At 69.4% G+C, this 25,224-nt stretch carries 22 protein-coding genes; 14 read left to right on the top strand and 8 right to left on the bottom strand.

From position 1 onward, the window contains the following. Window positions 1-308 precede the first annotated feature (308 nt). The 3 genes from ACIOSY_RS00625 to ACIOSY_RS00615 are packed head-to-tail and all read right to left on the bottom strand — an operon-like array spanning window position 309 to window position 3,236. Window positions 309-1,391 carry a glycosidase gene (locus ACIOSY_RS00625; RefSeq protein WP_400847401.1) on the bottom strand — a complete coding sequence of 361 codons (1,083 nt, stop codon included), beginning with the start codon at window positions 1,389-1,391 and terminating at the stop codon, window positions 309-311. Window positions 1,392-1,425: 34 nt separating this feature from the next. Beyond that, a complete protein-coding gene (locus ACIOSY_RS00620) occupies window positions 1,426-2,298 on the bottom strand; it encodes a carbohydrate ABC transporter permease (RefSeq protein WP_400847398.1) in 873 nt (290 codons plus the stop codon). After that, complete coding sequence (locus tag ACIOSY_RS00615; RefSeq protein ID WP_400847395.1) at window positions 2,295-3,236, bottom strand: carbohydrate ABC transporter permease; 942 nt, start codon at window positions 3,234-3,236, stop codon at window positions 2,295-2,297. Before ACIOSY_RS00615 ends, ACIOSY_RS00620 begins: the two co-directional genes overlap by 4 nt. A gap of 223 nt (window positions 3,237-3,459) precedes the next feature. On the opposite strand from ACIOSY_RS00615, the gene ACIOSY_RS00610 reads away from it, so the two are divergent. After that, on the top strand, window positions 3,460-4,575 hold the full coding sequence (locus ACIOSY_RS00610; protein WP_400847392.1) for a LacI family DNA-binding transcriptional regulator: 1,116 nt from the start codon (window positions 3,460-3,462) through the stop codon (window positions 4,573-4,575). Then, the gene (locus ACIOSY_RS00605) at window positions 4,572-5,348 is read left to right on the top strand and encodes an HAD-IIB family hydrolase (protein ID WP_400847389.1); all 777 of its coding nucleotides are present in this window, start codon (window positions 4,572-4,574) and stop codon (window positions 5,346-5,348) included. The genes ACIOSY_RS00610 and ACIOSY_RS00605 overlap by 4 nt, the downstream gene beginning before the upstream one ends. A 12-nt stretch (window positions 5,349-5,360) precedes the next feature. On the opposite strand, the gene ACIOSY_RS00600 is transcribed toward ACIOSY_RS00605, so the two are convergent. The 3 genes from ACIOSY_RS00600 to ACIOSY_RS00590 all read right to left on the bottom strand — a co-directional run bounded on the left by ACIOSY_RS00600 (window position 5,361) and on the right by ACIOSY_RS00590 (window position 7,038). Further along, window positions 5,361-5,885: a DUF805 domain-containing protein gene (locus ACIOSY_RS00600; RefSeq protein WP_400847386.1), complete on the bottom strand. Its 525-nt coding sequence runs from the start codon at window positions 5,883-5,885 to the stop codon at window positions 5,361-5,363. Between the two features lie 398 nt (window positions 5,886-6,283). After that, window positions 6,284-6,568, bottom strand: coding sequence for a hypothetical protein (locus ACIOSY_RS00595; protein WP_400847383.1), 285 nt, complete (start codon window positions 6,566-6,568; stop codon window positions 6,284-6,286). A 143-nt stretch (window positions 6,569-6,711) separates the two neighbouring features. Further along, window positions 6,712-7,038: a hypothetical protein gene (locus tag ACIOSY_RS00590; RefSeq protein WP_400847380.1), complete on the bottom strand. Its 327-nt coding sequence runs from the start codon at window positions 7,036-7,038 to the stop codon at window positions 6,712-6,714. A 456-nt stretch (window positions 7,039-7,494) separates the two neighbouring features. On the opposite strand from ACIOSY_RS00590, the gene ACIOSY_RS00585 reads away from it, so the two are divergent. After that, complete coding sequence (locus ACIOSY_RS00585; protein WP_400847376.1) at window positions 7,495-7,920, top strand: cupin domain-containing protein; 426 nt, start codon at window positions 7,495-7,497, stop codon at window positions 7,918-7,920. 43 nt (window positions 7,921-7,963) lie between these two features. Here ACIOSY_RS00585 and ACIOSY_RS00580 read toward each other — a convergent pair whose 3' ends face one another. Beyond that, the gene (locus ACIOSY_RS00580) at window positions 7,964-8,818 is read right to left on the bottom strand and encodes an alpha/beta fold hydrolase (RefSeq protein WP_400847373.1); all 855 of its coding nucleotides are present in this window, start codon (window positions 8,816-8,818) and stop codon (window positions 7,964-7,966) included. A 187-nt stretch (window positions 8,819-9,005) separates the two neighbouring features. Here ACIOSY_RS00580 and ACIOSY_RS00575 point away from each other — a divergent pair, with 187 nt between their 5' ends. Beyond that, window positions 9,006-10,142, top strand: a complete 1,137-nt coding sequence (locus tag ACIOSY_RS00575; RefSeq protein WP_400847370.1) for a CaiB/BaiF CoA transferase family protein — start codon at window positions 9,006-9,008, stop codon at window positions 10,140-10,142. 185 nt (window positions 10,143-10,327) lie between these two features. On the opposite strand, the gene ACIOSY_RS00570 is transcribed toward ACIOSY_RS00575, so the two are convergent. Continuing rightward, on the bottom strand, window positions 10,328-11,806 hold the full coding sequence (locus ACIOSY_RS00570; protein WP_400847367.1) for a PucR family transcriptional regulator: 1,479 nt from the start codon (window positions 11,804-11,806) through the stop codon (window positions 10,328-10,330). Between the two features lie 73 nt (window positions 11,807-11,879). Between ACIOSY_RS00570 and ACIOSY_RS00565 the strand changes: the two genes are divergently transcribed. The 10 genes from ACIOSY_RS00565 (at window position 11,880) to ACIOSY_RS00520 (ending at window position 25,210) form a co-directional block, all read left to right on the top strand. Beyond that, a complete protein-coding gene (locus tag ACIOSY_RS00565) occupies window positions 11,880-12,986 on the top strand; it encodes a DUF917 domain-containing protein (RefSeq protein WP_400847364.1) in 1,107 nt (368 codons plus the stop codon). Continuing rightward, window positions 12,983-14,557: a hydantoinase/oxoprolinase N-terminal domain-containing protein gene (locus ACIOSY_RS00560; RefSeq protein WP_400847362.1), complete on the top strand. Its 1,575-nt coding sequence runs from the start codon at window positions 12,983-12,985 to the stop codon at window positions 14,555-14,557. Before ACIOSY_RS00565 ends, ACIOSY_RS00560 begins: the two co-directional genes overlap by 4 nt. Window positions 14,558-14,599: 42 nt before the next feature. Beyond that, the gene (locus ACIOSY_RS00555) at window positions 14,600-16,189 is read left to right on the top strand and encodes an ABC transporter substrate-binding protein (protein ID WP_400847359.1); all 1,590 of its coding nucleotides are present in this window, start codon (window positions 14,600-14,602) and stop codon (window positions 16,187-16,189) included. 1 nt (window position 16,190) lies between these two features. Next, window positions 16,191-17,231, top strand: a complete 1,041-nt coding sequence (locus tag ACIOSY_RS00550) for an ABC transporter permease (RefSeq protein WP_400847355.1) — start codon at window positions 16,191-16,193, stop codon at window positions 17,229-17,231. Between the two features lie 3 nt (window positions 17,232-17,234). Beyond that, complete coding sequence (locus ACIOSY_RS00545; protein ID WP_400847352.1) at window positions 17,235-19,049, top strand: dipeptide/oligopeptide/nickel ABC transporter permease/ATP-binding protein; 1,815 nt, start codon at window positions 17,235-17,237, stop codon at window positions 19,047-19,049. Continuing rightward, window positions 19,046-19,813: an ABC transporter ATP-binding protein gene (locus ACIOSY_RS00540; RefSeq protein WP_400847349.1), complete on the top strand. Its 768-nt coding sequence runs from the start codon at window positions 19,046-19,048 to the stop codon at window positions 19,811-19,813. Before ACIOSY_RS00545 ends, ACIOSY_RS00540 begins: the two co-directional genes overlap by 4 nt. Continuing rightward, on the top strand, window positions 19,813-20,997 hold the full coding sequence (locus ACIOSY_RS00535; protein WP_400847346.1) for a M20 family metallopeptidase: 1,185 nt from the start codon (window positions 19,813-19,815) through the stop codon (window positions 20,995-20,997). Before ACIOSY_RS00540 ends, ACIOSY_RS00535 begins: the two co-directional genes overlap by 1 nt. Before the next feature lie 92 nt (window positions 20,998-21,089). Then, entirely contained in the window at window positions 21,090-22,475 is a 1,386-nt protein-coding gene (locus tag ACIOSY_RS00530; protein WP_400847343.1) for a serine hydrolase domain-containing protein, read from the top strand. Window positions 22,476-22,596: 121 nt separating this feature from the next. Beyond that, entirely contained in the window at window positions 22,597-24,174 is a 1,578-nt protein-coding gene (locus tag ACIOSY_RS00525; RefSeq protein WP_400847340.1) for an ABC transporter substrate-binding protein, read from the top strand. A gap of 40 nt (window positions 24,175-24,214) precedes the next feature. After that, the gene (locus ACIOSY_RS00520; protein ID WP_400847337.1) at window positions 24,215-25,210 is read left to right on the top strand and encodes an ABC transporter permease; all 996 of its coding nucleotides are present in this window, start codon (window positions 24,215-24,217) and stop codon (window positions 25,208-25,210) included. Window positions 25,211-25,224 lie beyond the last annotated feature (14 nt).

Raw genomic sequence — 25,224 nt, 5'->3', positions numbered from 1 at the left:
GGGCCGCTCCCGTCGGGGCGGCCCTTCGCCGTGTCGGGATCGGGTTCCTGAGCGAGCGGAGCGAGACGCAGGACCCGGGCCGATCCTCGCGGTTCTTCGGGAGTTGCGCACGCGGGCCGTACCCAACTCAGGAAAACCTGCGGCGGAGGTCTCGAATCGGGTGATTCCGGGCTGGCCTGCGACCTTCTTCCTGAGTTGGGGCCGGCTTCGTCTCGTCGCTGCGCTCGTCGCTCGGGAACCGGCGGCGCGGCACACGAAAGGCCGCCCCCGGGATCGGGAGCGGCCCTTGCGGTGACGGATGCCGTGGGTCAGAGGTGCGTGAGCTCCGCGACGCCGATCGACGAATCGGCCATGCCGTAGAAGACGAACGTGCGGTCGCCGATCTGCTCGACCGCGGTTGGGAAGACGACGTTCGCGAGCGTGCCCTGCGTCTCTTCCGCGGTCTCGGGAGCGAGGAGCGGCTCGGGCGAGCGAGCGAGGATCCGCCGCGGGTCGTCGGCGTCGAGCAGGATCCCACCGGCGGAGTACACCGAGCCGTGCGCCAGCTCGAAGCCCTTCGGGGTCGCGCCCGAGACCCCGTGGTGCAGCAGCAGCCAGCCCTCCGGCACGCGCAGGGGAGAAGGCCCGGCACCGATCTTCGCGCTCTCGTAGGCCATCTCGGGTGCGGCGATCATCGCCGAGCCGTGCACGCGGGTGAGGGCGGATGCATCCGCTCGTGCCGCGTCGACGTCGACGTAACCGATCCAGATCGACGGACGCTCCTCGTCGATGCCGACCGGCGGGCGGGCGCCCTCGCCGGGGCGCAGCCAGTCGAGGTCCCACATCGGGCGGTGCAGCAGCGCGATGCTGGGCTTTCCGTCGGGACCGGGAACGAGCTCGGGGAAGAACACGATGTCCTTGTTGGCGAACAGGCTGAGGTCGGTTCCGAGCTCGGGCTGATACGCGAACTGGATCGGGCCGAGGCGGGTCCACGTGGCGGTGTCGTGCGAGTAGGCGAGCGCCGGCTTCGGGCCCAGTGGGCCGTAGGCGATGTACGTCATCACGTGCAGGCCGAGCGGCTCGAGGAACGTGATGCGCGGGTCTTCGACGCCGGCGTTCTGCGTGCCGTGCTCCCACTGCTCATCGGGTGAGAGCACGACGCCGAGGCGCTCGACGTCGACCGGCACACCGTCTTCGATGACGACCCGGGCGCGCGCGATGCGCGAGACGTTGCCGGCGGCGACGACGCGCGGGTAGAGGTAGAGCTCGCCGTCGGGGCCCCACGCCGTTCCCGGGTTGAGCACTCCCTCCGCCTCGAGCGGGTCGCCGGGGTTCGCCGACATGATCGTGCCGAGCCGAGTCAGGGCGTACGGGACGGCGGTCGTGCGTGCGGTGGTGGGGGATGGGGTCATTGCCTTGCCTTCGAGGTGTTTCGGTGTCGACGGTTCAGCCCTTGATGGCCGAGCCGAGATTCGCTGAGGTGAAGTGCCGCTGGAACAGGAGGAACAGCACGACCACGGGCACGGCGAGCACGCACGCACCGGCGAGCACGGCGCCCATCGGGTTCTCGAGGAACGAGCCGTTCGTCTGGGAGAAGTTCGCGAGGCTCACGGCGAGCGTCTGCTTCGTGGCGTCCTTCGTGACGAGGAACGGCCAGAGGAACTCGTTCCACGGCCCGATGAAGGTCACGAGCATCGCGGTCAGCACGGCCGGGCGCACGAGAGGCACGGCGATGAAGAGCAGGATGCGCAGTTCGCTGGCGCCGTCGATGCGGGCCGCGTCGAACACGTCGCGCGGGATCTGCAGGAAGTACTGCCGGAAGATCAGCACCGCGACCGAGTTGATCGCGAACGGGAGGATCATGCCGATGAAGTTGTCGGCGAGCCCGAAGTAGCGCACGACCATCACGTACAGGGGGATCATGAGCAACTGGAACGGGATCGCCTGCACCAGCAGCACGAGCGCGAACACGATCCCGCGACCGCGGAACGAGAGCACCGCCAGCGCGTAGCCGACGAGCAGACCGAAGACGAGCGTGCATCCGACGACGCCGGCCGTGAAGATCAGCGAGTTGAGCAGCGATCCGAGCAGGTTGACCGACTCGTTGATCTCGACGAAGTTGTCGAAGGTGAGGTTCTCGGGCAGCGGCAGCAGCCCGAACAGGCTGGTGTCGCGTTTGCGCTGGAGGGCGCCGATCACCATGTAGTAGAACGGCACGAGAGCGGCGAGGGCACCGATCAGCAACAGGGCGAATCGCAGCACCGATAGCACCCGGCCGCTGCGCACGGAGCGCTTCTCGCGCATCGTCGACGTGGTCATCGGTTCTTGCCTTCCGTGATGCGGCGCGAGACGAGCGAGACGATCATCACGGCGACGACGAGGATCATGCCGATGGCCGCGGCGATGTCGGGCTTTCCCTGCTGGATGCCCTGCTGGTACATGAGCAGCGCCGGAGTCATCGACGCGTTGTTGGGGCCGCCACCGGTGAGCAGGTACGGCTCGGTGAAGATCTGACCGGTGGTGATGATCGACAGCAGCACGACGAGTGACGTCACCGGACGCACGGCGGGGAGCGTCACCGAGCGGAAGCGCTGCCACCGGCCGGCGCCGTCGAGCTGGGCCGCCTCGTGCAGCTCTTTCGGCACGTTCTGCAGCGCTGCGAGGTAGAGCAGGATGTAGAACCCGAGGTTCTTCCAGGTGACGTAGACGGCGATGAGCGGCATGATCAGCGCGGGGTTCGCCAGCCACGACGGGTCGGGGGCGAGCGAGCCGAGCATCGAATTGACCACGCCGTTGCCGTTGAACAGGAAGATCCACACCGCGAGCGTCGCGACGGATGCCGTCACGTAGGGCACGTAGTACGAGATGCGGAAGAAGCCCTTCCAGTGCACGACCGCGTCGAGTCCGGACGACAGCAGCAGGCCGAGCACGACGGTCAGCGGCACGTTGATGACGAGGAAGATCAGCAGGTTGCCGAACGCCTGGCGCACGATCGGGTCGCCGAGCACGGCGGCGAAGTTCTCGAAGCCGACGAACGGATGCTCCACGGCGACGCCGGGGGCCGTGAAGTAGAAGTCGTGCACCGACATCCAGATGCCGAAGCCGAACGGGATGAGGAACACCACGATCACGAATGCCGTGTACGGGGCGCTCAGCAATAGGCCGAGCGGGTTGTCGCCCAGCCAGCGGCGCAGCGCACTGCCGCGTCGTCGCGGGAGCCCGATGTTCGATTTCTGCGCTGGTGCGGCACTGCCCATCGCGATTGCTCCTCACTGATACGACCGTCCGTCGTCGCACATCCGCCGGTGATCGGCGAGGTGCTCGACGTTGACAACTCTCTTAGTAAACCGGTTTTGGAGTTTGTGGTCAACCTTGAGGCGCGCGTCCCCTCGGATGGCCGGTATGCCAGCGCCAGGGAGGGTGATGGTGGTATCGGCTCACGGAGCTAAATCGCGCTAAACGGTCGGCTACACTACAACCATGAACGCGACACCCCCCGATGGACAGGGCGCCGGCACGACGGCATCCGCAGCACCCGCGGGTGCGCCTCGCGAACGCAAGATCACGATCGGTGACGTCGCGGCACGGGCCGGGGTGTCGAAGAGCGCGGTGTCGTTCGTGTTCAACGGGCGCCCTGGCGTCGGCGAAGAGGCGAAGGAGCGCATCCTCGAGGCGGCGCGCCAGCTCGAATGGCGTCCGGATGCCCGGGCACGCGCCCTGTCGCGCAGCCGCGCCCAGGCGGTGGGGCTCGTGATCCGGCGCGATCCCGAGCTGCTCAGCACCGACCCGTTCTTCCCGCAGTTCGTCGCCGGGGTCGAGAGCTTCCTCTCGACCGTCGGATACGCCCTGGTGCTGCAGGTCGTCGACGGTGAGCAGGCCGAGCATGACGCGTATTCGCGCTTCGCCCACGAGGCGCGCGTCGACGGCGTCTTCCTCACCGACCTCCGCATCGAAGACGAACGACCGGCCGAACTCGCGGCGCTGGGCATGCCCTGCGTGCTGCTGGGGGCCGGCGGCGGCGAAGACACCGCACCGATCGGGCTCGACGACGCCGCCGGCATCCGACGCGCCGTGCGTCACCTGCACGCTCTCGGCCACCAGCGCATCGCGCACGTGGCAGGATCCGACCGCTACGTGCACTCCCGTGTGCGTCGCGAGGCGTGGCTGACCGAGCTCGCGCAGCTCGGTCTCGAACCCGGCCCGATCGCGCAGGCCGACTTCACCGGCGCATCGGGCGCGCGTGCCACGCACGAACTGCTTGACCACCCCGAGCCCCCGACGGCGATCATCTACGCCAACGACATCATGGCCATCGCGGGCATCTCGGCGGCGATCGATCGCGGCGTACGCGTGCCGCACGATCTCTCGATCGTCGGATTCGACGACATCCCGCTCGCGCCGTACATCATCCCCCCGCTGACGACGGTGCGGCAAGACGTCTTCCAGTGGGGCAACGCGTGCGCGCGCACCCTCGTCGCCCTGGTCGAGGGCCGCCAACCCGGAACGATCGATCTGCCGCCCGTCGAATTCATCGTGCGCGGAAGCACCGGGCCCGTGCGGGCGCAGGCGGATGCCCCGGCCGAGGCATCCGAGTGAACGGCGCCGCACCGCGCCTGGTGGCCTTCGATCTCGACGACACGCTGGCACCGTCGAAGAGCGCGATCGACCCCCGGATCGCCTCCCTCCTGCTCGATCTCGCCGCACGTGTCGAGATCGCGATCATCTCGGGCGGCCAGCTCGGACAGTTCACGGCCCAGGTCGTCGACCGTCTGCCGGATGCCAGCGCCGAAGATCTGGCGCAGTTCCACCTGCTGCCCGCCTGCGGAACGCAGTACTACCGCATCCGACCCGACGGCATCGAAACCGTCTACGCCCTCAGCCTCGATGCGGAGCGGAGGGCGGAAGCGATCGTCATCGTCGAGCAGGGGGCGCGGCGACTCGGGCTCTGGGAGTCCGAGACCTGGGGCGAGATCATCGAAGACCGCGGTTCGCAGGTCACGTTCTCGGCGCTCGGACAGCAGGCTCCGGTCGCGGCGAAGTCGGCGTGGGACCCGACCGGCGAGAAGAAGAATGCGCTGCGGGCCGCGATCGCCGCGCGACTGCCCGACCTCGAAGTGCGGTCCGGCGGTTCGACGTCGATCGACATCACCGAGCGCGGTATCGACAAGGCGTACGGCATGAATCGGCTCGTCGAGCAGACGGGCATCCCTCTCGACGACATGCTGTTCGTCGGCGACCGTCTCGACCCCGACGGCAACGACTATCCCGTGCTCGCGCTGGGAGTGGCCTGCCATGCCGTCACCGGATGGGAAGACACCGCGCAGTATCTGGAGGGGCTCATCCCGACGCTCGGCCTGCGCGAGGGCTGACACCGCCGCCCGTCAGGCGAGGGGCACGTCGAACCGGCGGCCTTCCTTCTTCGCGGGCTGCAGCATGAGCGCGAGCAGGAAGAACCCTCCGACGCCCGGGATGAGCGTCAGGAAGAACCACGGGCCGCCGAGCCCCGCGTCGTGCAGTCGACGCCAGGTGAGCGCCAGGCTCGGCACGATGATCGCGAGCACGATGAGGCCGCCGATCACCGATCCCAGGGTGATGAGCAGCATCGCGGTCGGATCCGCGAAGATACCGGGCTGGCTGTAGCCGATCAGCGTGCTGTCGTCGAGGTTCGCGCCCATCGAGACCGGCTCACGCAGTTCGAGGGCACTCTGCACCCCGATGGTCACGCCGGCCACCAGCAAGGCGTTCGGCACGAGGGTGATGAGGAAGAGGAAGAGGGCGACCCACCAGTATTCGCTGCGGGATGCACGCCCCCGGAACGTCGAGTACTTGCGGAAGAAGCGCGAGACGGCCTGCCCGAAGGTGGCGCCCCAGAGCGGCCGGTTCAGGGCGGCGGATGCTTCGGACATGGTTCTCCTCGAGCGTCGGCGGACAGCATCCGCGTGTCCAGTCTCTCGCACCGCGGGAGGCGACCCGCACACGGGGAGAGCTGCATGCGGGAGGAGATCGGCAGTGCGGAGGACGAATGCTGGCGAAGCATCCTCCTGAATGCCGATCTCCTCCTGAATGACGGCGGTGTCAGGCGCGGGGTACCTGCGGAGTCGCGCGCGGCGCCGCCCAAGACTCCGGCGGAGAGGAGATCATGCTTCCTCCCCGCCGAAGGGTGTGGCATCCGTCTGGATTCGGGTCCGAAGGTCTCCGGTTCGGAAATCGGAGACGACTCTGCCGACCTTCACCTATAAGACGAGTTCGAGGCCAAACATCACGCCAACATGACGAATCGTTTCGAGATCGGCGGATGCTGCGGCTACTCCGCCTCGCGACGGCGCTGTCGCCTGAACGCAATCAGGTGGATGGCGAAGCCGATCGTGAACGGCACGGTGGTGAGCAGAAGCAGCTGCAGCCACGCCGGTTCGAAGAGGGGGTCGTTCCACAGTGCGACCGTGGTACCCCCGACGACCGCCGGATAGAGATAACGGGTGGCCGGGCCGTCGCCGATCGCGGTCCGTGAGCGCACCGCGTGCACCCGTATCCCGAGGAAGAGTGCGACGACGACGAGAGCGATCGCGTTCGCGAGGTTCCAGGCATTCATGAGTCACCTTTCGTCGGTCGACCCTCCCCAGAATGGACAACGACCCGGCGACGATAGGCATCCGTTCTGAGAGGACGCTGAGTGGGAGCATCCGCCCGTCATTCGGGAGGAGATCGGCATTCGGGAGGATCGAATCCCCGAAATCACCCTCCCGAATGCGGATCTCCTCCCGAACGAGCGGACGGCGGCGGAGTCGCGCGGTGGCTCTCGGCCTTCACCAGCACCAGACGGACGACGAAGCCGGCGATGAACGGGGCGACGACGAACGGGAGAAGCTGCAGCCAGGCCGGTTCGAAGAGCGGATCGTTCCACAGTGCGACCGCGCAGAAGGCGAAGGCGGCCGGATACACGTACCGGCTGACGCGCCCATCGTCGACCGTGGCTCGGGTGCGGACCGCGTGCACCCGCACCCCGATGAAGAACGTGACGACGACGAGTGCGACGGCGACTCCGGTGTTGAAGATGTACATACATCACCTTTCGTCAGCCGACCTCCCCAGGATGGACAACGAGACAGCGACGATAGGGGTCGGGTCTGAGAGGACGCTGAGTTGAAGCATCCGCCCGTCACTACGGAGGAGATCTGCGCTGCGGAGGATCGAATCCCCGAAATCACCCTCCCGAATGCGGATCTCCTCCCGAATGCGAGGGGGGACGACGGCCCCGGAAACGGAGAAGAGGGAGGGCGTGGGGTGCCCTCCCTCGGATCCAGGCGTGGGGACCGCGGATCATGTGTGCCGGCCGAAGTCCGGCTGCCGGCGGGGAGGCCGGCCGAAGTGCAGAAGCCCTTCACAGAGAAAGACGCTGAATATCTGAATTCGTGACGCGACTCGGCGAACCGATCTTGCTGATCACCCATCGCGCTCGCGTCAGCGTGGACGATCGACCCATAGATGCGACCCGCACCGCCCGCGCACACTGTCAGCATGCGCGTGCAGAAGAGGGGTGACAACAGCCACGACTGGGAGCTGTACCACGGCGAAGGACGCGTGGGCATCGAGTGGTACTTCCAGCAGACGACGGCGCTGCCGACCTCGGTGATGTTCTACCACCTCGAGCCCGGCGCCGAAGAGGGCGAGCACCATCACCTCGCGGGCGACCCCGACAGCTGCTCGACCAACAGCTCCGACGAGATGTACATCGTGACGCGCGGCGAGGTCGTGGTCACCTCCGAGGGCGACCGCCGTGTGCTGCGGGTCGGCGACGCCTTCTACGCCCCCGAGGGCATGCAGCACGGAGTGCGCAACGAATCGGATGCTCCCGCTGAACTCGTGCTCGTGTTCGGCCCTCGCGGGCCGCACCCCTTCACCCAGACGGGCGTGGAGTCGTTCGACGCCGAGGCGGATCGCTGACGCGCGACGCTGAGGCGATCGCCGGGGGTGACCGGCCGCGCGGTCAGGCCTCGCGCTGCTCGTCGGCCCGTGCGGCGGTGCGCAGGAGCGCGGTGGCGATGTCGGGCCACAGCTCGTGGGGGATGAGGTGGCCCATGTCGGCATGCACCTGCAACTCGGCGCCGGGGATGGCCTCGGCGATGTCGACGGCCGACGCCCAGTGCAGCACGTCGTCGTCGCGCCCATGGAGCACGAGCGTGGCGACCGTCACCGCCTTCAGATCTTCGAGCCGCTCGGGCGCTCGCCGCAGGGCCGCCCACTGCCGGGAGAAGCCCTCGGGGAAGTAGCCGCGGTCGTACGCCTCGCCGGTCGCGGCGATGTGCCAGGCGACCTGCGGGTCGTAGCGGCCGGGAGGGGCCGCCTGCAACGCCGCCTCGGTGAACGCCACGGCCTGCTCGCGCGTGATGCGCACGGGCGGCTCGGCGAGTTCGGGCCGTTCGCCGTGCAGCACGTACCGCGGCGACTGGCCCGGGATGGTCGACAGCAACCCGAGGCTGCGTACGCGCTGCGGATGCTCGATCGCGAGCATCTGCGCCATCATGCCGCCCATCGAATGCCCGGCGACGTGCGCCGATTCGACGCCGAGGTCGTCGAGCACGCGCAGGATGTCGCCGGCCATGTCCGACAGCGAGTATCCGCCGTCGACGTCGTCGGGGCCGCCGAACCGTGCCGAGAACCCGGTGTCGCGATTGTCGAACCGCACCACCCGCAGTCCGCCGTCGGTCAGCATCTCGATGAAGCGCTCGTCCCAGGCGAGCAGCTGCGCGCCGCCCCCCGACACGAGCACCAGCACGGGAGCATCCGCCTCGCCGAAGACTTCGTAGTAGAGGCGGACGTCGGCGGAATCTGTGTACGGCATGGGGTCTCCTCGTGCGCCGGGACTCGGGGTCGCGCTTCGATCGGTGCTGCGAGCCTAGAGCCCCGAGTGGTGCCCGGTCATGTGGTGAAGACCTACAGCGGGGGAGCGCCGGTGTGCGCAGGCTCCATGCCGGGGGCATCCGACCCCCGAGTAGCGTCGCAGAGACGAGCATCGAGGGGGATCGCGCATGACCGACGGAGACTTCCGCCCGCTGACCGGCATCCGCGTGATCGACTTCACTCGCCTGCTCGCCGGCCCCTACGCGACGATGACCCTCGCCGAGCTGGGCGCCGACGTGATCAAGGTCGAGCAGCCCGGCATCGGCGACGAGACCCGGCACTGGGGTCCGCCGTTCGTGCACGGCGCGAGCGCCTACTTCCACGCGATCAACCGGGGCAAGCGCAGCATCGCCCTCGACCTCGCCGACCCGCACGACCGCGAGACGGCGCATCGGCTGATCGGCACGGCCGACGTGCTGGTCGAGAGCTTCCGGCCCGGTGTCGCCGACCGGCTCGGAATCGGCGCGGACGCGATGCGCGAACGGTTCCCGCAGCTGGTCTACGCGTCGATCAGCGGGTTCTCGCAAGACGGACCGCTCGCGGCCGAGCCCGGCACCGCCGTGACCGTCGAGGCGGAATCCGGCCTCATGCACGTCACCGGCTACGAGGGCGCCGACCCGGTGCGGTCGGGCGTCGCGATGGTCGACATCGCGACCGGCATGTCGATGATCAACGGGGTGCTCGCCGCTCTGCTCGAACGGCAGCGCACGGGTGTCGGACGGCGGCTGAAGTTCTCGCTGTTCGCCACGGCGCTCAGCTCGCTCGGCACGGTCATCGCCGCCACCTCGGCGGGAGGGCCGCCCTCGAAACCGTGGGGCAGCGCGCACCCGTCGATCGTGCCGTACCGTGCGTTCGCGGCATCCGCTGGCAATGTCGTGCTCGGCGCCACGAACGACGCGATGTTCGCCCGCCTGGTCGATGCCCTCGATCTCGCAGGCGTGCTGGGCGGACCGGCATGGGCGGGCAACCAGGCGCGCGTCGAAGGACGCGAAGACCTGGAACGGATGCTGTCGGCCCGGGTCGCGACCCTCTCGGTCGACGACGTGGTCGCCCGCCTGAAGGCGGCGCGGGTGCTCGTGGCGCAGGTGCGCAGTCCCGAAGAGGCGGCGCGGGGTGCGCAGGCCGCGGCGCTGGGCCTGATCGAGCACGACGATGGCGTGTCGATCGCCCGCTCGGCGCTGGGCACGAACGGCACGGCGCGGTTGCCTCGCGCTCCGCAGCTCGATGCCGATGGTGCGGCGCTGCGCGCCGAGCTCGGCGCATAACTCCTCAGAATCCGTCGCGTTCGCCCCGGATTCCGGCTGTTCGGGCCGCGCGGGCCGGATTCTGAGGAGTTATGCCGGCCGAACCCCGGCCCCAACTCAGGACGAACGGTCGAAATGCTGCCCGAAACCGTGTCAACGGGGTGAGATCGAGCAATCTGTCCTGAGTGAGGGCCGCGCGAGGCCGGCTACCCGGCGGCGAGCAGCCGCACGCGGCAGGCGAGTTCGACGGCGAAGCGGGCGTCGGGGTCGCTCAGGTCGATGCCGAGCAGGTCGCGGATGCGGCGCATGCGGTATCCGACGCCGTTCGGGTGCAGCATGAGCTCTTTGCCGGCATGCACGAGCGACCCGTTGTGGGCGAGATAGACGAGCAGGGTGCGCACCGACTGCAGCGCGCGTTCGGGGCCGAGATCATCGAGCGGGCGCAGGATGTCGTGCAGCAGTTCGCGGCTGATCGGCGAGGCGTACACATCGAGCAGCACCCGCCGCAGACCCGTGACGTCGGTGAGCTCGACCCCGCCGAAGCGCCCGGCGGCGATGGCCGACTCGGCCGCGATGCGCGCCTCGGCCGCCGACTGCCGCAGCCCGAGGGCACCGAGCTGCGGAGTGCCGAGACCGAGCGTGTAGGCCCAGTCGGCACCGGCGAGCTCTTGGGCCTGTTGCTGGATCAGTATCGCCACCTCGCGCACGCGCCGCTGGTGGTCGCCGGCACCGTGCTCTTCGGTGCAGACGAGCATGAGGTCGTCTTGCAGGAACGCGACGTGCCACATCTCGTCGCGCGCCTCGACGAGCTGCAGGGCGAACAGTTCGAGTGCCGGCTGCACGCTGCGGGGCGCGCGCGCCCCGGGGTCGGTCGTGCGGGTGGGGGCGAGCCAGGCGACGACGTGCGACTGCGGCAGGGGCAGGCCGAGCCGGGCGGCCTGCGCGACGAAACCCTCGGCGCGGGACGGATCGGCGAGCACGAGCTCGAGCAGCAGATCGGCGCGCGACTGCGTGGGTGCGTAGCGGTCGCTGCTCTGCCGCTGCGCGACGCGCGACAGCAGTGAGGCGATCACCGGCAGCGAGACCTCGGTGGCGCCGTCGGCCGACGAGGCGATGAGTCGTCCGACGGGCACCTCGCCGATGAAGACGGCGTCGGTGTCGGTCCAGGCGACGGCGGGGTCGGACACCAGCGACAGCTCGGCGCCCAAGACGCCACCCGCGGCGAGCAGGATGCTGTCGGCGGTGCTGCCGGGCTCGGAGGCGGCGGCGGTGGCGGCGGAGATGGCGGCGGCGCCGCGCATCATCGCTTCGGATGCTCCGCCCGAGATCGCCCGGTCGACGGCCTTCGCGAGGTCGGCGGATCCGATGCCGACGGCGGCGAAGACCGGCACCCCGCCGCGGTCGGCCAGCACGGTCGCGGTCTCGGCGAGGGCCACGGCGGTGGAGAAGACGATGCCGGCGAGTTGGCGGGCGCTGGCCTGGCGCAGGGCGACGTCGATGCGGAAGGGCGGCGGCTGCTCGTCGCCGGGGATGATCGCGAGCGTTCCGGCGGTGAGCGTGTCGAGGCGGTCGACCGAGACGAGATCGACGCGGGTGAGGGAGCGGTCGTCGAGCGGACCCGCGAGCAGACGCAGACCGAGACGCTCGGCATCCTCTCCCAGATCACGCAGTGAGTACTGTGCCATGCGCACAGTATGCCTTGAAACACTAGACGGAGGCGACATTGCTCGTCGCCGCATCCGTCCGTAGCGTGAACACATGGCTCAGACTTCCCCTGCCGCGCACACCGCGGCGCCGATCACCGAGATCACGGCAGACGACATCGCCGCGCTCGGAGTCGGCACCGCGATCTTCGGCACCGGCGGCGGCGGTGCCGTGTACGCCTCCCAGATCATGGTCGAGAACGCGATCCGCGAGCACGGTCCGGTTCCGCTGGTCACCGTCGACGACCTCGGCCCCGACGATGTCGTCATCCTCATGTCGGGCATCGGCGCCCCGACGGTCGGCATCGAGATGCTCTCGGCCAAGGACCAGATCCATTCGCTCCTCGCCGAAGCCGAGCAGCTTCTCGGACGCAAGGTCACCACGCTCATGGCGGCGGAGATCGGCGGCGGCAATGGCGTGCAGCCGATCGGCTGGGCCGCACGTCTGGGCCTGAAGATGCTGGATGCCGACGGTATGGGCCGTGCCTTCCCCGACGCGTCGATGGTCGCGATGAACGTCGCCGGAGTCCCCTGCGAGTGGGCCGTGCAGAGCGACGTCGTCGGCAACATCTCGATCATGAAGACCGTCGATCTGCACTGGCTCGAACGGCATGCCCGCGCACTCACCGTCGCCAGCGGGTCGATCTGCATCGCCGCCCACTACCCGCTCACCGCCGAGACCGCCCGCGGCGCCGTGATCGAGGGCACCGTGAGTGCGGCGATCCGTGTCGGGCACGCACTCATGTCGTCGTCCGACCCGGTGAACGCCGTGGCCGCCGAGCTCGACGCCCGCGTGCTCATGACCGGCAAGATCACCGACCTCGACCGCCGCACGGCCGGCGGGTTCGTGCGGGGTTCGGTCACCATCACCGGCACCGGTGACGACCGCGGCCGCCTGCAGCGTCTGGAACTGCAGAACGAGAACCTGCTCGTGCTCGAAGACGGCGAGGTGCTGGTGAGCGTGCCCGACCTCATCACGATCATCGACGCCGAGACCGGCCACGCCATCACCACCGAGATGCTGCGCTTCGGCCAACGCGTCTCGGTGCTCGCCTGGGCGTGCGACCCGATCTGGCGCACCCCGCGCGGGCTCGAGCTCGCCGGTCCTGCGGCCTTCGGCTACGACTTGCCCTACATCCCGTTCGAAGGAGCCGGCCGATGACCGCGCGCGATCTGTCCATCGGCGTCGACGTCGGCGGCACCAACACCGACGCGGTCGTGCTCGACGGCGACGGCCAGGTGCTCGCGTGGACCAAACGGGCCACGACCGATGACATCACTGGCGGCATCCGCGCGGGCATCCGCGATGTGCTGGCCGCGATCGGCGACGACCGTTCCCGCGTCTCGCGCGTCATGCTCGGCACCACCCACGCCACGAACGCGATCGTGCAGCGCCGTCAGCTCGACCGGGTCGCGATGATCCGCCTCGGCGCTCCCGCCGCGACCGAGTACCCGCCGCTGACCGGCTGGCCCGAAGACCTCGTGCGCATGGTGCTCGCGGGTTCGGCGATGCTCGGCGGTGGTCACATGGTCGACGGCACGCCGATCTCGCCGCTCGATCGCGACGGCATCCTGCGTTTCGTCGACGGTCTCGACGACTTCGACGCGATCGCCGTCGCCGGAATCTTCAGCCCCTCGTCGCCCGACCAGGAGCTCGAAGTCGCCGAGCTGCTGCGCGCGCACCTCGGCCAGGACACCCGGGTGTTCCTGAGCCAGGACATCGGTCCGACCGGCCTGCTCGAACGCGAGAACGCGACCCTGCTCAACGCCGCGCTCTACAGTGTCGCGCGCTCGGTCACCGAGGCGCTGGTGACGGTCGTCGCCGAGGAGGGCCTCGACGCTGCCACCTTCTTCGCCCAGAACGACGGCACGCTGATGTCGCTCGACTACGCGGCGCAGTACCCGGTGATGACGATCGGTTCGGGGCCGGCCAACTCGATCCGCGGGGCCGCGTACCTCTCGGGGCACGACGACGCGATCGTGATCGACGTGGGCGGCACGACCTCCGACCTCGGCGTGGTCGTCGGCGGATTCCCGCGGGAGTCCACGCTGCCCCGCGAGATCGGCGGGGTGCGCACAAACTTCCGCATGCCCGACATCCTCAGCGTCGGCATCGGCGGCGGCACCGTGATCGACGTCGCCTCCGGCCGCGTCGGACCCGACTCGGTCGGCTACCGCATCAACCCGGAGGGGCTGCTGTTCGGCGGTTCCACGCCGACGCTGACGGATGCTGCGGCTCTGGCCGGTCGTTCGATCGACGGCCGCACGCTCCCCGCGCTGTCGTCGTCGATGTCGGAGGCGTTGGAACGGGCCCTCGCGGTCGTCGCCGACCGTCTGGAGCAGGCCGTCGAACGCCTCTCGCTCGGACGCATGGACATCCCCCTCGTCGTCGTCGGCGGTGGCGGGTTCCTCGTTCCCGACCACCTGGCGAGTGCCGGACGCATCCTGCGTCCCGACCACGGCGGTGTCGCGAACGCCGTCGGTGCGGCGATCTCGCTCGCCGGCGGACGCGCCGACCAGATGGCCGCCATGGGCGACCGCGAGTCGGCCATCGAACAGGCATCCGAAGCCGCCATCGCCAAGGCGATCCAGGCCGGCGCCGACCCGCTGCAGGTGTCGGTCGTCGAGGTGCTCGAGACGCACGTTCCCTACACCGCCCACCCCACCGTCAACGTGACGGTCAAGGCCGCCGGGCCCCTCGCCCGGCTCTCGGCCGAAGCCCCCGTCCGCTGACCCCACAGCCTTCCTTCCCGTACCCGATACAAGGAGATCGCAATGAAACGCAGTACCGCACTACCCGTGGCCGCCGTTGTCTCCGCCCTCGCGCTGACACTGACGTCGTGTGCGGGTTCGACCGATCAACCCGCTCCCGCCGAAGGCGACTTCGTCTCGGGAGGCACCTTCGTCACCGCCGTCGGCGATGACCCGGGCGACCTCAACCCGCTGAAGGCCGTCTCGCCCGACACGTTCGCCGTCGTCACCCTCGCCTACGAATCCCTCATCGCCGTCACCCCCGACGGAGAACTCGAGCCCTGGCTCGCCGAGAGCTGGGAGGAGACGGGCACCGAGGTCGTCTTCACCCTGAAGGAGGGCATCACCTGCGCCGACGGCTCCGAGTTCACGGGGCAGACCGTCGCCGACAACCTCAACTACAACGCCGACCCCGAGAACGCGACGTTCTCGTACGGCTCGGTCATCGACGAGAAGATCTCGGCCACCGCCGACGGCAACACCGTCACGGTGACGAGCACCGAGAACAACCCGTTCCTCGCGGTCAACGTCGGCACGATCATGCTGGTGTGCGACACGGGTCTCGCCGACCCGACGACGCTCTCCGACGCGACCGACGGCACGGGCCTCTTCGCCCTCAGCGACCTCAAGCCCGGTGACACCTACACGTTCACCAAGCGTGACGACTACACCTGGGGCCCCGACGACGTCACCAGCGAGACGGTCGGCCTGCCCGACACGATCGAGGCGCGCGTCGTCACCGACGAGAGCACCGCGGCGAACCTGCTCGTCTCCGGCGAGATCAACGCCGCGACGATCTCGGGCGCCGACCGCTCCCGCCTCGACGGCGCCGGCCTCACCCACACGGGTGTGCGCAACCCCGTCGGCATGATCCTCTTCAACGAGAAGGAGGGGCGTCCGTTCTCCGACCCGCTCGTGCGCGAGGCCCTCTCGATCGCGATCGATCGCGACGAGGTCGGCACGGTCATCGCCGATGGTGAAGGACTCGAGTCCGTCTCGCTCGTCACCAAGAACCCGCTGCTCTGCGTCGCCGACGGTCCGAAGTGGGAGCTTCCCGCGACCGACCTCGACCGTGCCGCCGAACTGCTCGACGAGGCCGGCTGGACGGTCGGTTCCGACGGCCAGCGTTCGAAGGACGGCGAGCCGCTCGTCATCAAGTTCGTCTACAACGCGCCGACCTCGACGCACGCGGCCGCGGCCGAGCTCGTCAAGGAGACGTGGGATGCTCTGGGAGTGACCACCGAACTCTCCGCCAATGACGCGGCGGCGTGGTCGGAGCAGCTGTGGTCGACGTTCGACTGGGACACCGGCTGGGTGCAGGTGGCACCGGGCGGACCCGTGGTGCTGTCGACCTTCTTCGACGGAGCCACCCCCGACCAGGGCGGTCTGAACTTCATGTTCGTCGACAACCCCGAGTACTCGGCGCTCGCCGCCGAGGCGTCCAGTGCGACTCCCGAAGACAGCTGCGGAATCTGGCAGGATGCCGAGGCTGAACTGATCAACCGCTTCGACGTGTTCCCGGTGACCGACAACATCCTCCCGACCTACCAGTCGGGCGCGGTCTTCGAGCAGCCGAACAACATCCAGCCCACCTCGATCCGGATGCTCGGCTGACATGACGACTCCTCCGCTCGCGACCGCCGAGGTGGTCGACACGACCACGGCCGCCCTGGCGGCGCGGGTGGAGGAGCGCCGTCTGCGGCGGGGCCTCTCGCCGCGCACCGCCTTCCTGCTGCGACGACTCGGACGACTGGTGATCTCGCTGGCCGTCGTCGTCGTGGCCTCGTTCCTGCTGATGTACCTCGTGCCCGGTGACCCCGTGCGTGCGGCACTCGGCCAGAGCGCCACCCCGCAGCTCGTCGAGGCGACGCGCGTGCAGCTCGGACTCGACCGTCCGATGTACGAGCAGTTCTTCCGCTTCATCGGCGGGCTGTTCACCGGAGACCTGGGCACCTCGGTGCGACTGCAGCGGCCGGTGGGCGATGTGATCGCCCAGCGGTTCCCGACGACGCTGCTGCTCGCCGTGCTCGCGTTCATCATCGCCGTGGTCGGGGCGCTCCCGGCCGGCATCGGCGCGGCGGTGCTCGCCCGCTCGGGTCGTCGCCGCGGCCTCTCGATGGCGGTCTCGGCGGTGCTCGGCATCCTGATCGCGGTGCCCAGCTTCCTCGTGGCGGTCGGCCTGATCTCGCTCTTCGCCGTGCAGCTCGGTTGGCTGCCGGCGGCCGGATGGGGCAAACCCGCGGATGCCGTGCTGCCGGTGATCGCGCTCGCGATCGGGCCCATGGCCTACCTCGTGCGCATCGTGCAGGTCGAGATGCTGGCGGTGCTCGACACCACCTACATGACGACCGCGCGGGCCAAGCGGCTGCCGCGGCGCCTGATCCACCTGCGTCACGCGCTGCCCAACATCGTCACGGCGTCGCTGACCGTCGGCGGGCTGATCCTCGCCGGTCTCACCGCGGCCACCGTGCTGATCGAGACCGTCTTCGCCATCCCCGGGCTCGGCACCATCATGGTCTCGTCGGTCGGCGCGAAGGACTACCCGATGGTGCAGGGCGTGGTGATCGTCTATGCGCTCATCGTGCTCGGCGTGAACCTCGTCGTCGACGTCATCCTCGCCACCATCGATCCCCGCTCGTCGATCACGGAGGGCTGAGACATGTCCGTGCGCACCAAACTCCTCAATCCCCTCACGATCTCGGCGCTCGTCGGCACCGCGCTGCTGGTGTTCCTCGCCGTCGCGGGTCCCGTCATCTGGGGCGCCGCCGCCGAGGCGACCGATGTCTCGTCCCGACTGCTGCCGGCCAGCGCGGCGCATCCGTTCGGCACCGACGAACTCGGGCGCGACGTGTTCGCCCGCGTTCTGGTCGCCACCCGGTTGACCCTGCTGCTCACCCTGGGTGCCACCGCGATCGCGCTCATCGGCGGGGTGGTGTTCGGCCTCGTCGCCAGCATCCTGCCGAAGTATCCGCGCCGCTGGTTCACCGGACTCCTCGACATCCTGCTCGCATTCCCGTGGCTGCTGATGGTTCTCTTCTTCACGGTCATCTGGGGTGCGACGGCGACCGGGGCGATGCTCGCGATCGGTTTCGCCGGCATCCCCTCGTTCGCCCGCCTGGTCTACAACCTGGCCGCCTCGGTCTCGGGACGCGACTACGTGCGCGCCGCCCGGGTCGTCGGCGTCGGTCCGGTCGGCATCCTGGTGCGGCACGTGCTGCCCAACATCGCCAACCCGTTCTTCGTCAACGCCGCGGCGACCGCGAGCGTCACGCTGCTGTCGTTCGCCGGGCTGTCGTTCCTCGGTCTGGGCGTGCAGGCTCCCGCCTACGACTGGGGGCGGATGCTGCAGGAGGGCATCCTGCGCATCTACATCAACCCCCTCGCGGCGGTCGGCCCCGGCATCGCGGTGGTTCTCGCGGGTCTGGTGTTCACGCTGCTCAGCGAGGCGGTCGCCGGATCGCGCGGAGACGGTCTGCGCGCCGTGGCCGCCCGCGCGGCCGGGTCGGTGACGATCACCGCGCGTCGCCGCGAACTCGCCCCGGAGGCCACCGCATCCGACCGCGAACTGATCGCGGAGATCACCGACCTGCACATCGCGTTCCCCACCGCCGACGGCGGCCTCATCGAGCGCGTGCGCGGCGTCGACCTGCAGGTCGCACGCGGCGAGATCGTCGGCATCGTCGGCGAATCGGGATCGGGCAAGTCGCTCACCGCGATGGCGCTCGCCGGGCTCCTCGGCGACGACGCCCGCATCACCACCTCGGCGCACCGCTTCGACGACCTCGACATGACCCGCACGCTCACGGCATCCGATCGGGCACGCCTGGGCGTCGAGCTGGGCATGATCTTCCAGGATCCGCTCACCTCGCTCAACCCGGCCCTCACGATCGGGCGTCAGCTCACCGAGGTGCCCGAGGTGCACATGGGCATGCGCCCCAAAGAGGCGCGGGCCCGCGCGGCCGATGCCCTCGACGCGGTCGGCATCCCGAACGCCACCGCACGCCTGAAGCAGTACCCGCACGAGTTCTCGGGCGGCATGCGTCAGCGCGCGATGATCGGCATGGCCCTCACCGGCAAGCCGCGCCTCATCATCGCCGACGAACCCACCACCGCCCTCGACGTCACCGTGCAGCGGCAGGTCATGGGCGTGCTGCACCGGGCGCAGGAAGAGACCGGGGCCGCGATCGTGTTCATCTCGCACGACATCGCCCTCGTGTCGGCGTTCTGCGACCGCGTGATCGTGATGAAGGACGGGCGGGTCGTCGAGTCGCTCTCGGCCGACCGCATCCGCGAGGACGCCCAGCATCCGTACACGAAGGCGCTCATCGCGTGCCTGCCCGACATGACCAGCGACCGCACCCAGCCGCTGCCGGTGATCCCGCCGGAACTGCTGCCCGAAGCGCTCGACGAATCGCTCGAGTCGCTCGACGATGCCGTCGCCCCGACGATCAACGACCGGGAGGTGCCGGTGTGAACGCACTGGAGATCGACGACCTGAGCGTGCGCTACGGACGCACCCGTGTGGTCGAGCGCGTGAACCTGGCGGTGCCCAAGGGGCGCACGCTGGGTCTGGTCGGCGAGTCCGGCTCGGGCAAGAGCACGATCGCGGCCGCCGCGGTCGGGCTCGTGCGGCCCGAGTCCGGGTCGATCCGGGTCGACGGTGCGGATGCCGTGGGCGCGGGTGCCGCGGCCCGACGCACCCGTCGCCGCATGCAACTGGTCTTCCAGGACCCGTTCTCGGCCCTCGACCCGCTCATGCCCATCGGCGACTCGATCGCCGAGGCGCTGAAGGCGACCGGTCGCCGCTGGACGCGGGCCGAGCGCATCGCCCGGGTGCGGCAGCTTCTCGCCCAGGTGCACCTCGACCCCGACCGCGCCGGAGAGCGCCCGGGCGCTTTCTCGGGCGGACAGCGCCAGCGCATCACCATCGCCCGGGCGCTCGCCGGAGAGCCGTCGGTGCTCATCGCCGACGAGGTCACCAGCGCACTCGACGTGTCGGTGCAGGGGGCGATCCTCAACCTGCTGCGCGAACTGCAGCAGGAGCTCGACATCTCGATGCTCTTCATCTCTCACAACCTCGCCGTCGTGCGGTACATCAGCGACGAGGTGTGCGTGATGCGTCACGGCAAGGTCGTCGAATCCGGGCCGACCGAGGCGCTGCTCGCCCACCCGGGCGACCCCTACACGCAGGATCTGCTCGACGCCGTGCCCGTGCTCGGTGAGCGGATGCTGTTCTGATGGGTTCTCGTTTCGCGGAGGCGGCCGACGCGCTCCGCGACGATCTGATCGCGGTGCGGCGCGAGCTGCACGCGGCGGTCGAGGTGGGTCTCGAGCTGCCCAAAACGCAGCGCATCATCCTGCGCGAACTCGACGGCCTCGGACTGGAGATCACGCGCGGGACCGCACTGTCGTCGGTCACGGCCGTGCTGCGCGGCGGCCGCCCTGGGCCCGTCGTGCTGTTGCGCGGAGACATGGACGGTCTGCCACTCACCGAATCGACCGGGTTGCCGTTCGCCGCGGCATCCGCTGCCATGCATGCGTGCGGACACGACCTGCACATCGCCGGACTGCTCGGTGCCGTGCGGCTGCTGGCTGCGCGTCGCGACGAGCTGCCGGGCACGATCGCGTTCATGTTCCAGCCCGGGGAAGAGGGCTACGCGGGTGGTCGCCTCATGATCGACGAGGGCGTGCTCGACGCCGCGGGCGAGAAGCCCGTCGCGGCCTACGCGGTGCACGTCGACAGTGCGACCCCGTTCGGGCAGCTCGTCACCCGCGAGGGGGCCATGATGGCGAGCGCCAGTGCGCTGCGCCTCACCCTGCACGGCACGGGCGGGCACGCCGCCTTCCCGCAGCTGGCGATCGACCCGGTTCCGGTCGCCGCGCAGCTGATCCTCGCGGTGCAGACCTTCGCCGCGCGACGCCTGCCGGCCACCGACCAGGCCGTCATCTCGATCACCCGGCTCTCGAGCGACTCCGAGGCGAGCAACGTGCTGGCTTCGACGGTGAGCATGGAGGCGAACATCCGCACCCTGTCGATGGCCACCCTCGACACCGTGCGCACCGAGTTGCCGACGCTGCTCACCGGCATCGCCGCAGCGAACGGATGCCGGTTGGACGCCGAGTTCATCGCCTCGTACCCCGTCACCTACAACGACCCGGCCGAGACGCGCGAGGTGCTGGCCGTGCTCGAGGAACTCGTCGGGGTGGAGCGCGTCACGCGACTGCCCGAGCCGTCGATGGCCTCGGAAGACTTCTCGTACGTGCTGCAGGAGGTGCCCGGCGCGCTCGTGTTCGTCGGCGCGATGACCGCGGCGGGCCCGGTGCCGATGCACGCCGAGCACACGGTCTTCGACGACGCGGTGCTGCCGCTGCAGGCATCCGTTCTGGCCGAACTCGCCTGGCGTCGCCTGATCCGGGGCTGACGGGAGCGGCTTGTTCATACGGACGAACGGGATACCTTCATCCTGTTCATCTGAACAAAAGGTCGCTCTCCGCCCGCGCCTAGGGTGAACCCATGAAGAGCTCCGACGAGGTCATCGAGTTCGTGCGAGGAACGCTCGCCCGCAAGGCGGGCGAACGCGGAGTTCCGGCGGCCTCCGTGGCCGTGCTGGTCGACGGTGAGATCGTCGACCTCGCCACCGGAGTGCTGAGCACCGCCACCGGGATCGAGGCCACCACCGACTCGATCTTCCAGATCGGATCGATCACGAAGGTGTGGACCGCGACCCTCGTCATGCAGCTCGTCGACGACGGACTCGTCGAACTCGACGCGCCGATCCGCACCTACCTCCCCGAGTTCCACCTCGCCGACGAGCAGGCGGCATCCGCCATCACCGTGCGCCAGCTGCTGAGCCACCAGGCCGGATTCGAGGGCGACGTCTTCACCGACACCGGCCGTGGCGACGACGCCATCGAGAAGTACGTCGAACTGCTCGCAGAACTGCCGCAGATCTTCGCACCCGGCACGATGTTCTCTTACAACAACGCCGGCTATGTGCTTCTCGGACGCCTGGTCGAGCGGATGCGCGACACCACCTGGGCTCAGGCGCTGACCGAGCGCATCGTGCACCCGCTCGGACTCGAGCGGGTGTCGCCGAGCCCGTACGAAGCGATCCTCCACCGCGTCGCGGTCGGCCACCTCGGTCCGGACGACGACGGTGTCGCGACACCTGCGCCGCTGTGGGCGATGGCCCCCTCGAACGCTCCCGCCGGATCGATGCTGTCGATGACGGCTCGCGACCTGGCCGGGTTCGCACGGATGCAGCTCGCCGACGGCCTCGCGCCCGACGGGGAGCGCGTGCTCTCGTCGGCCTCGGTCGAGGCGATGCGCACACCGCTCGTCGACCTGCCGCGGCTCACGGCCATGGGATCGGCGTGGGGGCTGGGCTGGGAGATCGATCGTACGGGTGAGCAACTCCTCTACGGCCACGACGGCAACACCATCGGGCAGTCCTCGTTCCTGCGCATCGACCCGCAGGCGAACGTCGCGGTCGTGCTGCTCACCAACGGCGGCGATGCGCAGGGTCTCTTCCACGACATCGCCGATCCGCTCTTGCGCGAACTCACCGGTGCGGGCCTTCCCGACCAGCCCGCCCCGCCCGTCGACGCACCCGACATCGACATCGCCCCGTATCTCGGCGTCTTCTCGAACTCCACCGTCGAGATGGAGGTGTCGCAGGACGACGACGGCCGCCTCTGGCTCGAGCAGCGGCCGGCGCCCTCGCTCGTCGAGCTCGGCGGCGAGGCCTCTCGCACCGAACTCGTCGCCTTCGGCGATGACTCGCTCATCATGCGCGAGCCGCTCGAGGGCATGCACGTCGTGCTCGCCTTCCTCGCGCCGGCGGCGGATGGTCGGCACTCCTTCGTGCACGTAGGGCGCGCGCTCGCGCGTGCCCGCTGAACCGCATCCCCCTGTAACCCGCACCGACAGCATCCGCTCCGACAACATCCAGAACCACCGCATTTCCGGCACCACCGCACTGCAGGCATGACCCGAACTCTCATCGCCCAGGAGGAACGAAATGACCCCCAAACGCTCCGTGGCCGGCGCCGTGACCGCCGTGACCGCCCTCGCTCTCGTCCTCGTCGGATGCGGATCCGACGGAGGAGGTGGCGCCCCTGTCGAGGGCGGCACCTTCACGCAGATCCTCGACACGGATCCCGGCAACCTCGACCCGCAGATGTCGGCGGGAAGCGCCCTCTTCGACCTCAGCAAGTACGCGTACGACACCCTCGTCAGCGTCGACGGTGAGGGCGAGATCCTCAGCCAGCTGGCGTCGGAGTGGAATGTCGAGGGCACCACCGCCACCCTCACGATCAACGAGGGCATCACCTGCAGCGACGGCACCGAGTTCACCGCGCAGACCGCGGCCGACAACCTGAACTGGATCTCGGATCCCGACAACCAGAGCGCATTCCTCGGTGCCTTCCTGCCGGCGGGCATCACCACGGTCGCCGAGGGCGACACCATCACCATGACGCTGAGCGCGCCGGCACCATTCCTGCTGCTCGGCCTCTCCGGGTTGCCGATGGTGTGTGCGGCGGGGCTCGAGGACCGCTCGCTGCTCGCCTCCGCTTCGAACGGCACGGGTCCGTACGTCCTCACCGAGGCCGTGCCGAACGACCACTACACCTTCGAGGTGCGCGACGAGTACACCTGGGGCCCGGACGGAGCGACGACGGCCGAAGAAGGCATCCCGGCGAAGGTGAACGTGCGCATCGTCTCAGACGGCACCACCGCCGCGAACCTGCTGCTCTCGGGTGAGGTGAACGCCGCCCAGCTGACCGGTCCCGACGCCGATCGCGCGATCGGTGCCGACCTCTTCTCCCGCGAATCCACCGCCGTTGCCGGCGAGCAGTGGTACAACCACGCCGAGGGGCACCCGACCAGCGATCCCGCCGTGCGCATGGCCCTCACCCAGGCCGTCGACCTCGACGAGCTGGCAGGCGTGATCACCGCCGGCAAGGGGGGCTCTGCAACCGCCCTCGCCACGGTCGCCCCGGTCGGATGCACCTACGACTCCGTGTCCGGCTCCGTGCCCGCCTTCGACGTCGACGCCGCGAACCAGATGCTCGACGACGCCGGATGGGTGCTCGGCGCCGACGGCGTGCGCGAGAAGGACGGCACGAAGCTCAGCCTGACGTTCCTCTACGACAGCAGCATCGGGGCCGCGGCCGCGGCAGCCGCCGAGCTCGCGATGGAGGCGTGGCAGGAGATCGGCGTGCAGGTCGAGGGCAAGCAGCAGGACGAGACCGTGCTGCTCGACGCCCTCTTCGGCACCGGCGCGTGGGATATCAGCTGGGTCACCGTCAGCGTCAACAGCCCCGACCAGATGATCGGCTTCGTCAGCGGCACGGTGCCGCCCGAGGGCACGAACTTCTCGCACATCCAGAACGCCGACTACGACGCGGCAGTCGCCGAGGCCGTGCAGCTGCCCGGCAGTGACGGATGCCCCGCCTGGCAGAAGGCCGAGACGGCGCTGTTCGAAGACGCCGACATCGTCCCGTTCGCGAACACCACCGTCTACATGTTCGGGAACGGCGCCGAGTTCGACTGGCTCGGCAACGTCTCGCCGACCTCCATCCGCCTGCGCGGCTGATCCCGGCATCCACCGCCCCTGAGACCTGCGAGGACACCCGATGACGACGATGGCCACCCGCCTGGCGGAGGACGACGCCCGTGTCAGCGACAATCGCTGGCCCCGGTTCATCCTCCGCCGCGCCGGACGGCTGCTCGTCTCGCTGTGGGTGCTCATCACGGCGTCGTTCCTGATGATCCACCTCGTGCCGGGCGATCCGATCCGCGCCGCCATGGGTCCCAACGCCTCGGCGGAGGTGGTCGCGTCGCGGCGCGAGAGCCTGGGGCTGAACGACCCGATCTGGCAGCAGTACCTGCACTACATCCAGGGGGTGTTCACCGGTGACCTGGGCGTCTCGATCCAATCCCAGCTCCCGGTCTCGCAGATCATCGCGCAGCGGCTGCCGGCGACGGTGACGCTGGCGGTGCTCGCGTTCGTCGTGGCTATGCTCATCGCAATCCCGATCGGCATGGCCGTGGCGATCGCGACGCAACGCGGTCGGGCGCGCGGGCTCGAGCTGGGGTTCAGCTCATCGAGTGTGCTGCTCGGCTCGATCCCCGAGTTCCTCCTCGCCGTCGCCCTGGTCTCGGTGTTCGGCGTGCAACTCGGCTGGCTGCCGGTGGCCGGGCGGGAGGGCCCCCTGTCGTACATCCTCCCGGTGCTCGCTCTCGCCCTGGGACCGGCTGCCGTGCTCGCCCGCATCCTGCGCATCGAGGTGCTGTCGGTGCTCGAGACCGACTTCGTGCGCACCGCCCAGTCGAAACGGCTGCGCCCCCGACGCATCAACATGCGCCACGTGCTGCCCAACGCGGTCACGGCGTCGCTGACGCTCGGCGGTCTGCTGCTCAGCGGACTGGTGGCCGGCACCGTGCTCGTCGAGACGGTGTTCGCCTGGCCCGGACTCGGCAGCACGATCGTCGGCTCGATCCAGACCAAGGACTTCCCGCTGGTGCAGGGCACGGTGCTCGTCTACGGTGTGGGCGTGCTGCTGGTCAACACCATCGTCGATGCGGTGCTCGCCGTGCTCGACCCGCAGTCGACCGTGGCGGAGGGATGATGCGCACACTCCGG

It is taken from the genome of Microbacterium sp. NPDC087665, from assembly GCF_044743285.1.
GTDB lineage: Bacteria > Actinomycetota > Actinomycetes > Actinomycetales > Microbacteriaceae > Microbacterium.
Note: the sequence above shows the minus strand (reverse complement) of the source record. Positions and strands in the feature narration are given on the sequence as shown.

What these genes read in the sequence shown, in the direction of transcription:
- ACIOSY_RS00625 (WP_400847401.1), bottom strand. Translation starts at nt 1,391, where the DNA reads ATGACCCCATCCCCCACCACCGCACGCACGACCGCCGTCCCGTACGCC.
- ACIOSY_RS00525 (WP_400847340.1), top strand. Translation starts at nt 22,597, where the DNA reads ATGACCCCCAAACGCTCCGTGGCCGGCGCCGTGACCGCCGTGACCGCC.
- ACIOSY_RS00585 (WP_400847376.1), top strand. Translation starts at nt 7,495, where the DNA reads ATGCGCGTGCAGAAGAGGGGTGACAACAGCCACGACTGGGAGCTGTAC.
- ACIOSY_RS00520 (WP_400847337.1), top strand. Translation starts at nt 24,215, where the DNA reads ATGACGACGATGGCCACCCGCCTGGCGGAGGACGACGCCCGTGTCAGC.
- ACIOSY_RS00560 (WP_400847362.1), top strand. Translation starts at nt 12,983, where the DNA reads ATGACCGCGCGCGATCTGTCCATCGGCGTCGACGTCGGCGGCACCAAC.
- ACIOSY_RS00595 (WP_400847383.1), bottom strand. Translation starts at nt 6,568, where the DNA reads ATGAATGCCTGGAACCTCGCGAACGCGATCGCTCTCGTCGTCGTCGCA.
- ACIOSY_RS00545 (WP_400847352.1), top strand. Translation starts at nt 17,235, where the DNA reads ATGTCCGTGCGCACCAAACTCCTCAATCCCCTCACGATCTCGGCGCTC.
- ACIOSY_RS00575 (WP_400847370.1), top strand. Translation starts at nt 9,006, where the DNA reads ATGACCGACGGAGACTTCCGCCCGCTGACCGGCATCCGCGTGATCGAC.
- ACIOSY_RS00600 (WP_400847386.1), bottom strand. Translation starts at nt 5,885, where the DNA reads ATGTCCGAAGCATCCGCCGCCCTGAACCGGCCGCTCTGGGGCGCCACC.
- ACIOSY_RS00535 (WP_400847346.1), top strand. Translation starts at nt 19,813, where the DNA reads ATGGGTTCTCGTTTCGCGGAGGCGGCCGACGCGCTCCGCGACGATCTG.
- ACIOSY_RS00615 (WP_400847395.1), bottom strand. Translation starts at nt 3,236, where the DNA reads ATGGGCAGTGCCGCACCAGCGCAGAAATCGAACATCGGGCTCCCGCGA.
- ACIOSY_RS00565 (WP_400847364.1), top strand. Translation starts at nt 11,880, where the DNA reads ATGGCTCAGACTTCCCCTGCCGCGCACACCGCGGCGCCGATCACCGAG.
- ACIOSY_RS00550 (WP_400847355.1), top strand. Translation starts at nt 16,191, where the DNA reads ATGACGACTCCTCCGCTCGCGACCGCCGAGGTGGTCGACACGACCACG.
- ACIOSY_RS00580 (WP_400847373.1), bottom strand. Translation starts at nt 8,818, where the DNA reads ATGCCGTACACAGATTCCGCCGACGTCCGCCTCTACTACGAAGTCTTC.
- ACIOSY_RS00610 (WP_400847392.1), top strand. Translation starts at nt 3,460, where the DNA reads ATGAACGCGACACCCCCCGATGGACAGGGCGCCGGCACGACGGCATCC.
- ACIOSY_RS00620 (WP_400847398.1), bottom strand. Translation starts at nt 2,298, where the DNA reads ATGACCACGTCGACGATGCGCGAGAAGCGCTCCGTGCGCAGCGGCCGG.
- ACIOSY_RS00555 (WP_400847359.1), top strand. Translation starts at nt 14,600, where the DNA reads ATGAAACGCAGTACCGCACTACCCGTGGCCGCCGTTGTCTCCGCCCTC.
- ACIOSY_RS00570 (WP_400847367.1), bottom strand. Translation starts at nt 11,806, where the DNA reads ATGGCACAGTACTCACTGCGTGATCTGGGAGAGGATGCCGAGCGTCTC.
- ACIOSY_RS00530 (WP_400847343.1), top strand. Translation starts at nt 21,090, where the DNA reads ATGAAGAGCTCCGACGAGGTCATCGAGTTCGTGCGAGGAACGCTCGCC.
- ACIOSY_RS00590 (WP_400847380.1), bottom strand. Translation starts at nt 7,038, where the DNA reads ATGTACATCTTCAACACCGGAGTCGCCGTCGCACTCGTCGTCGTCACG.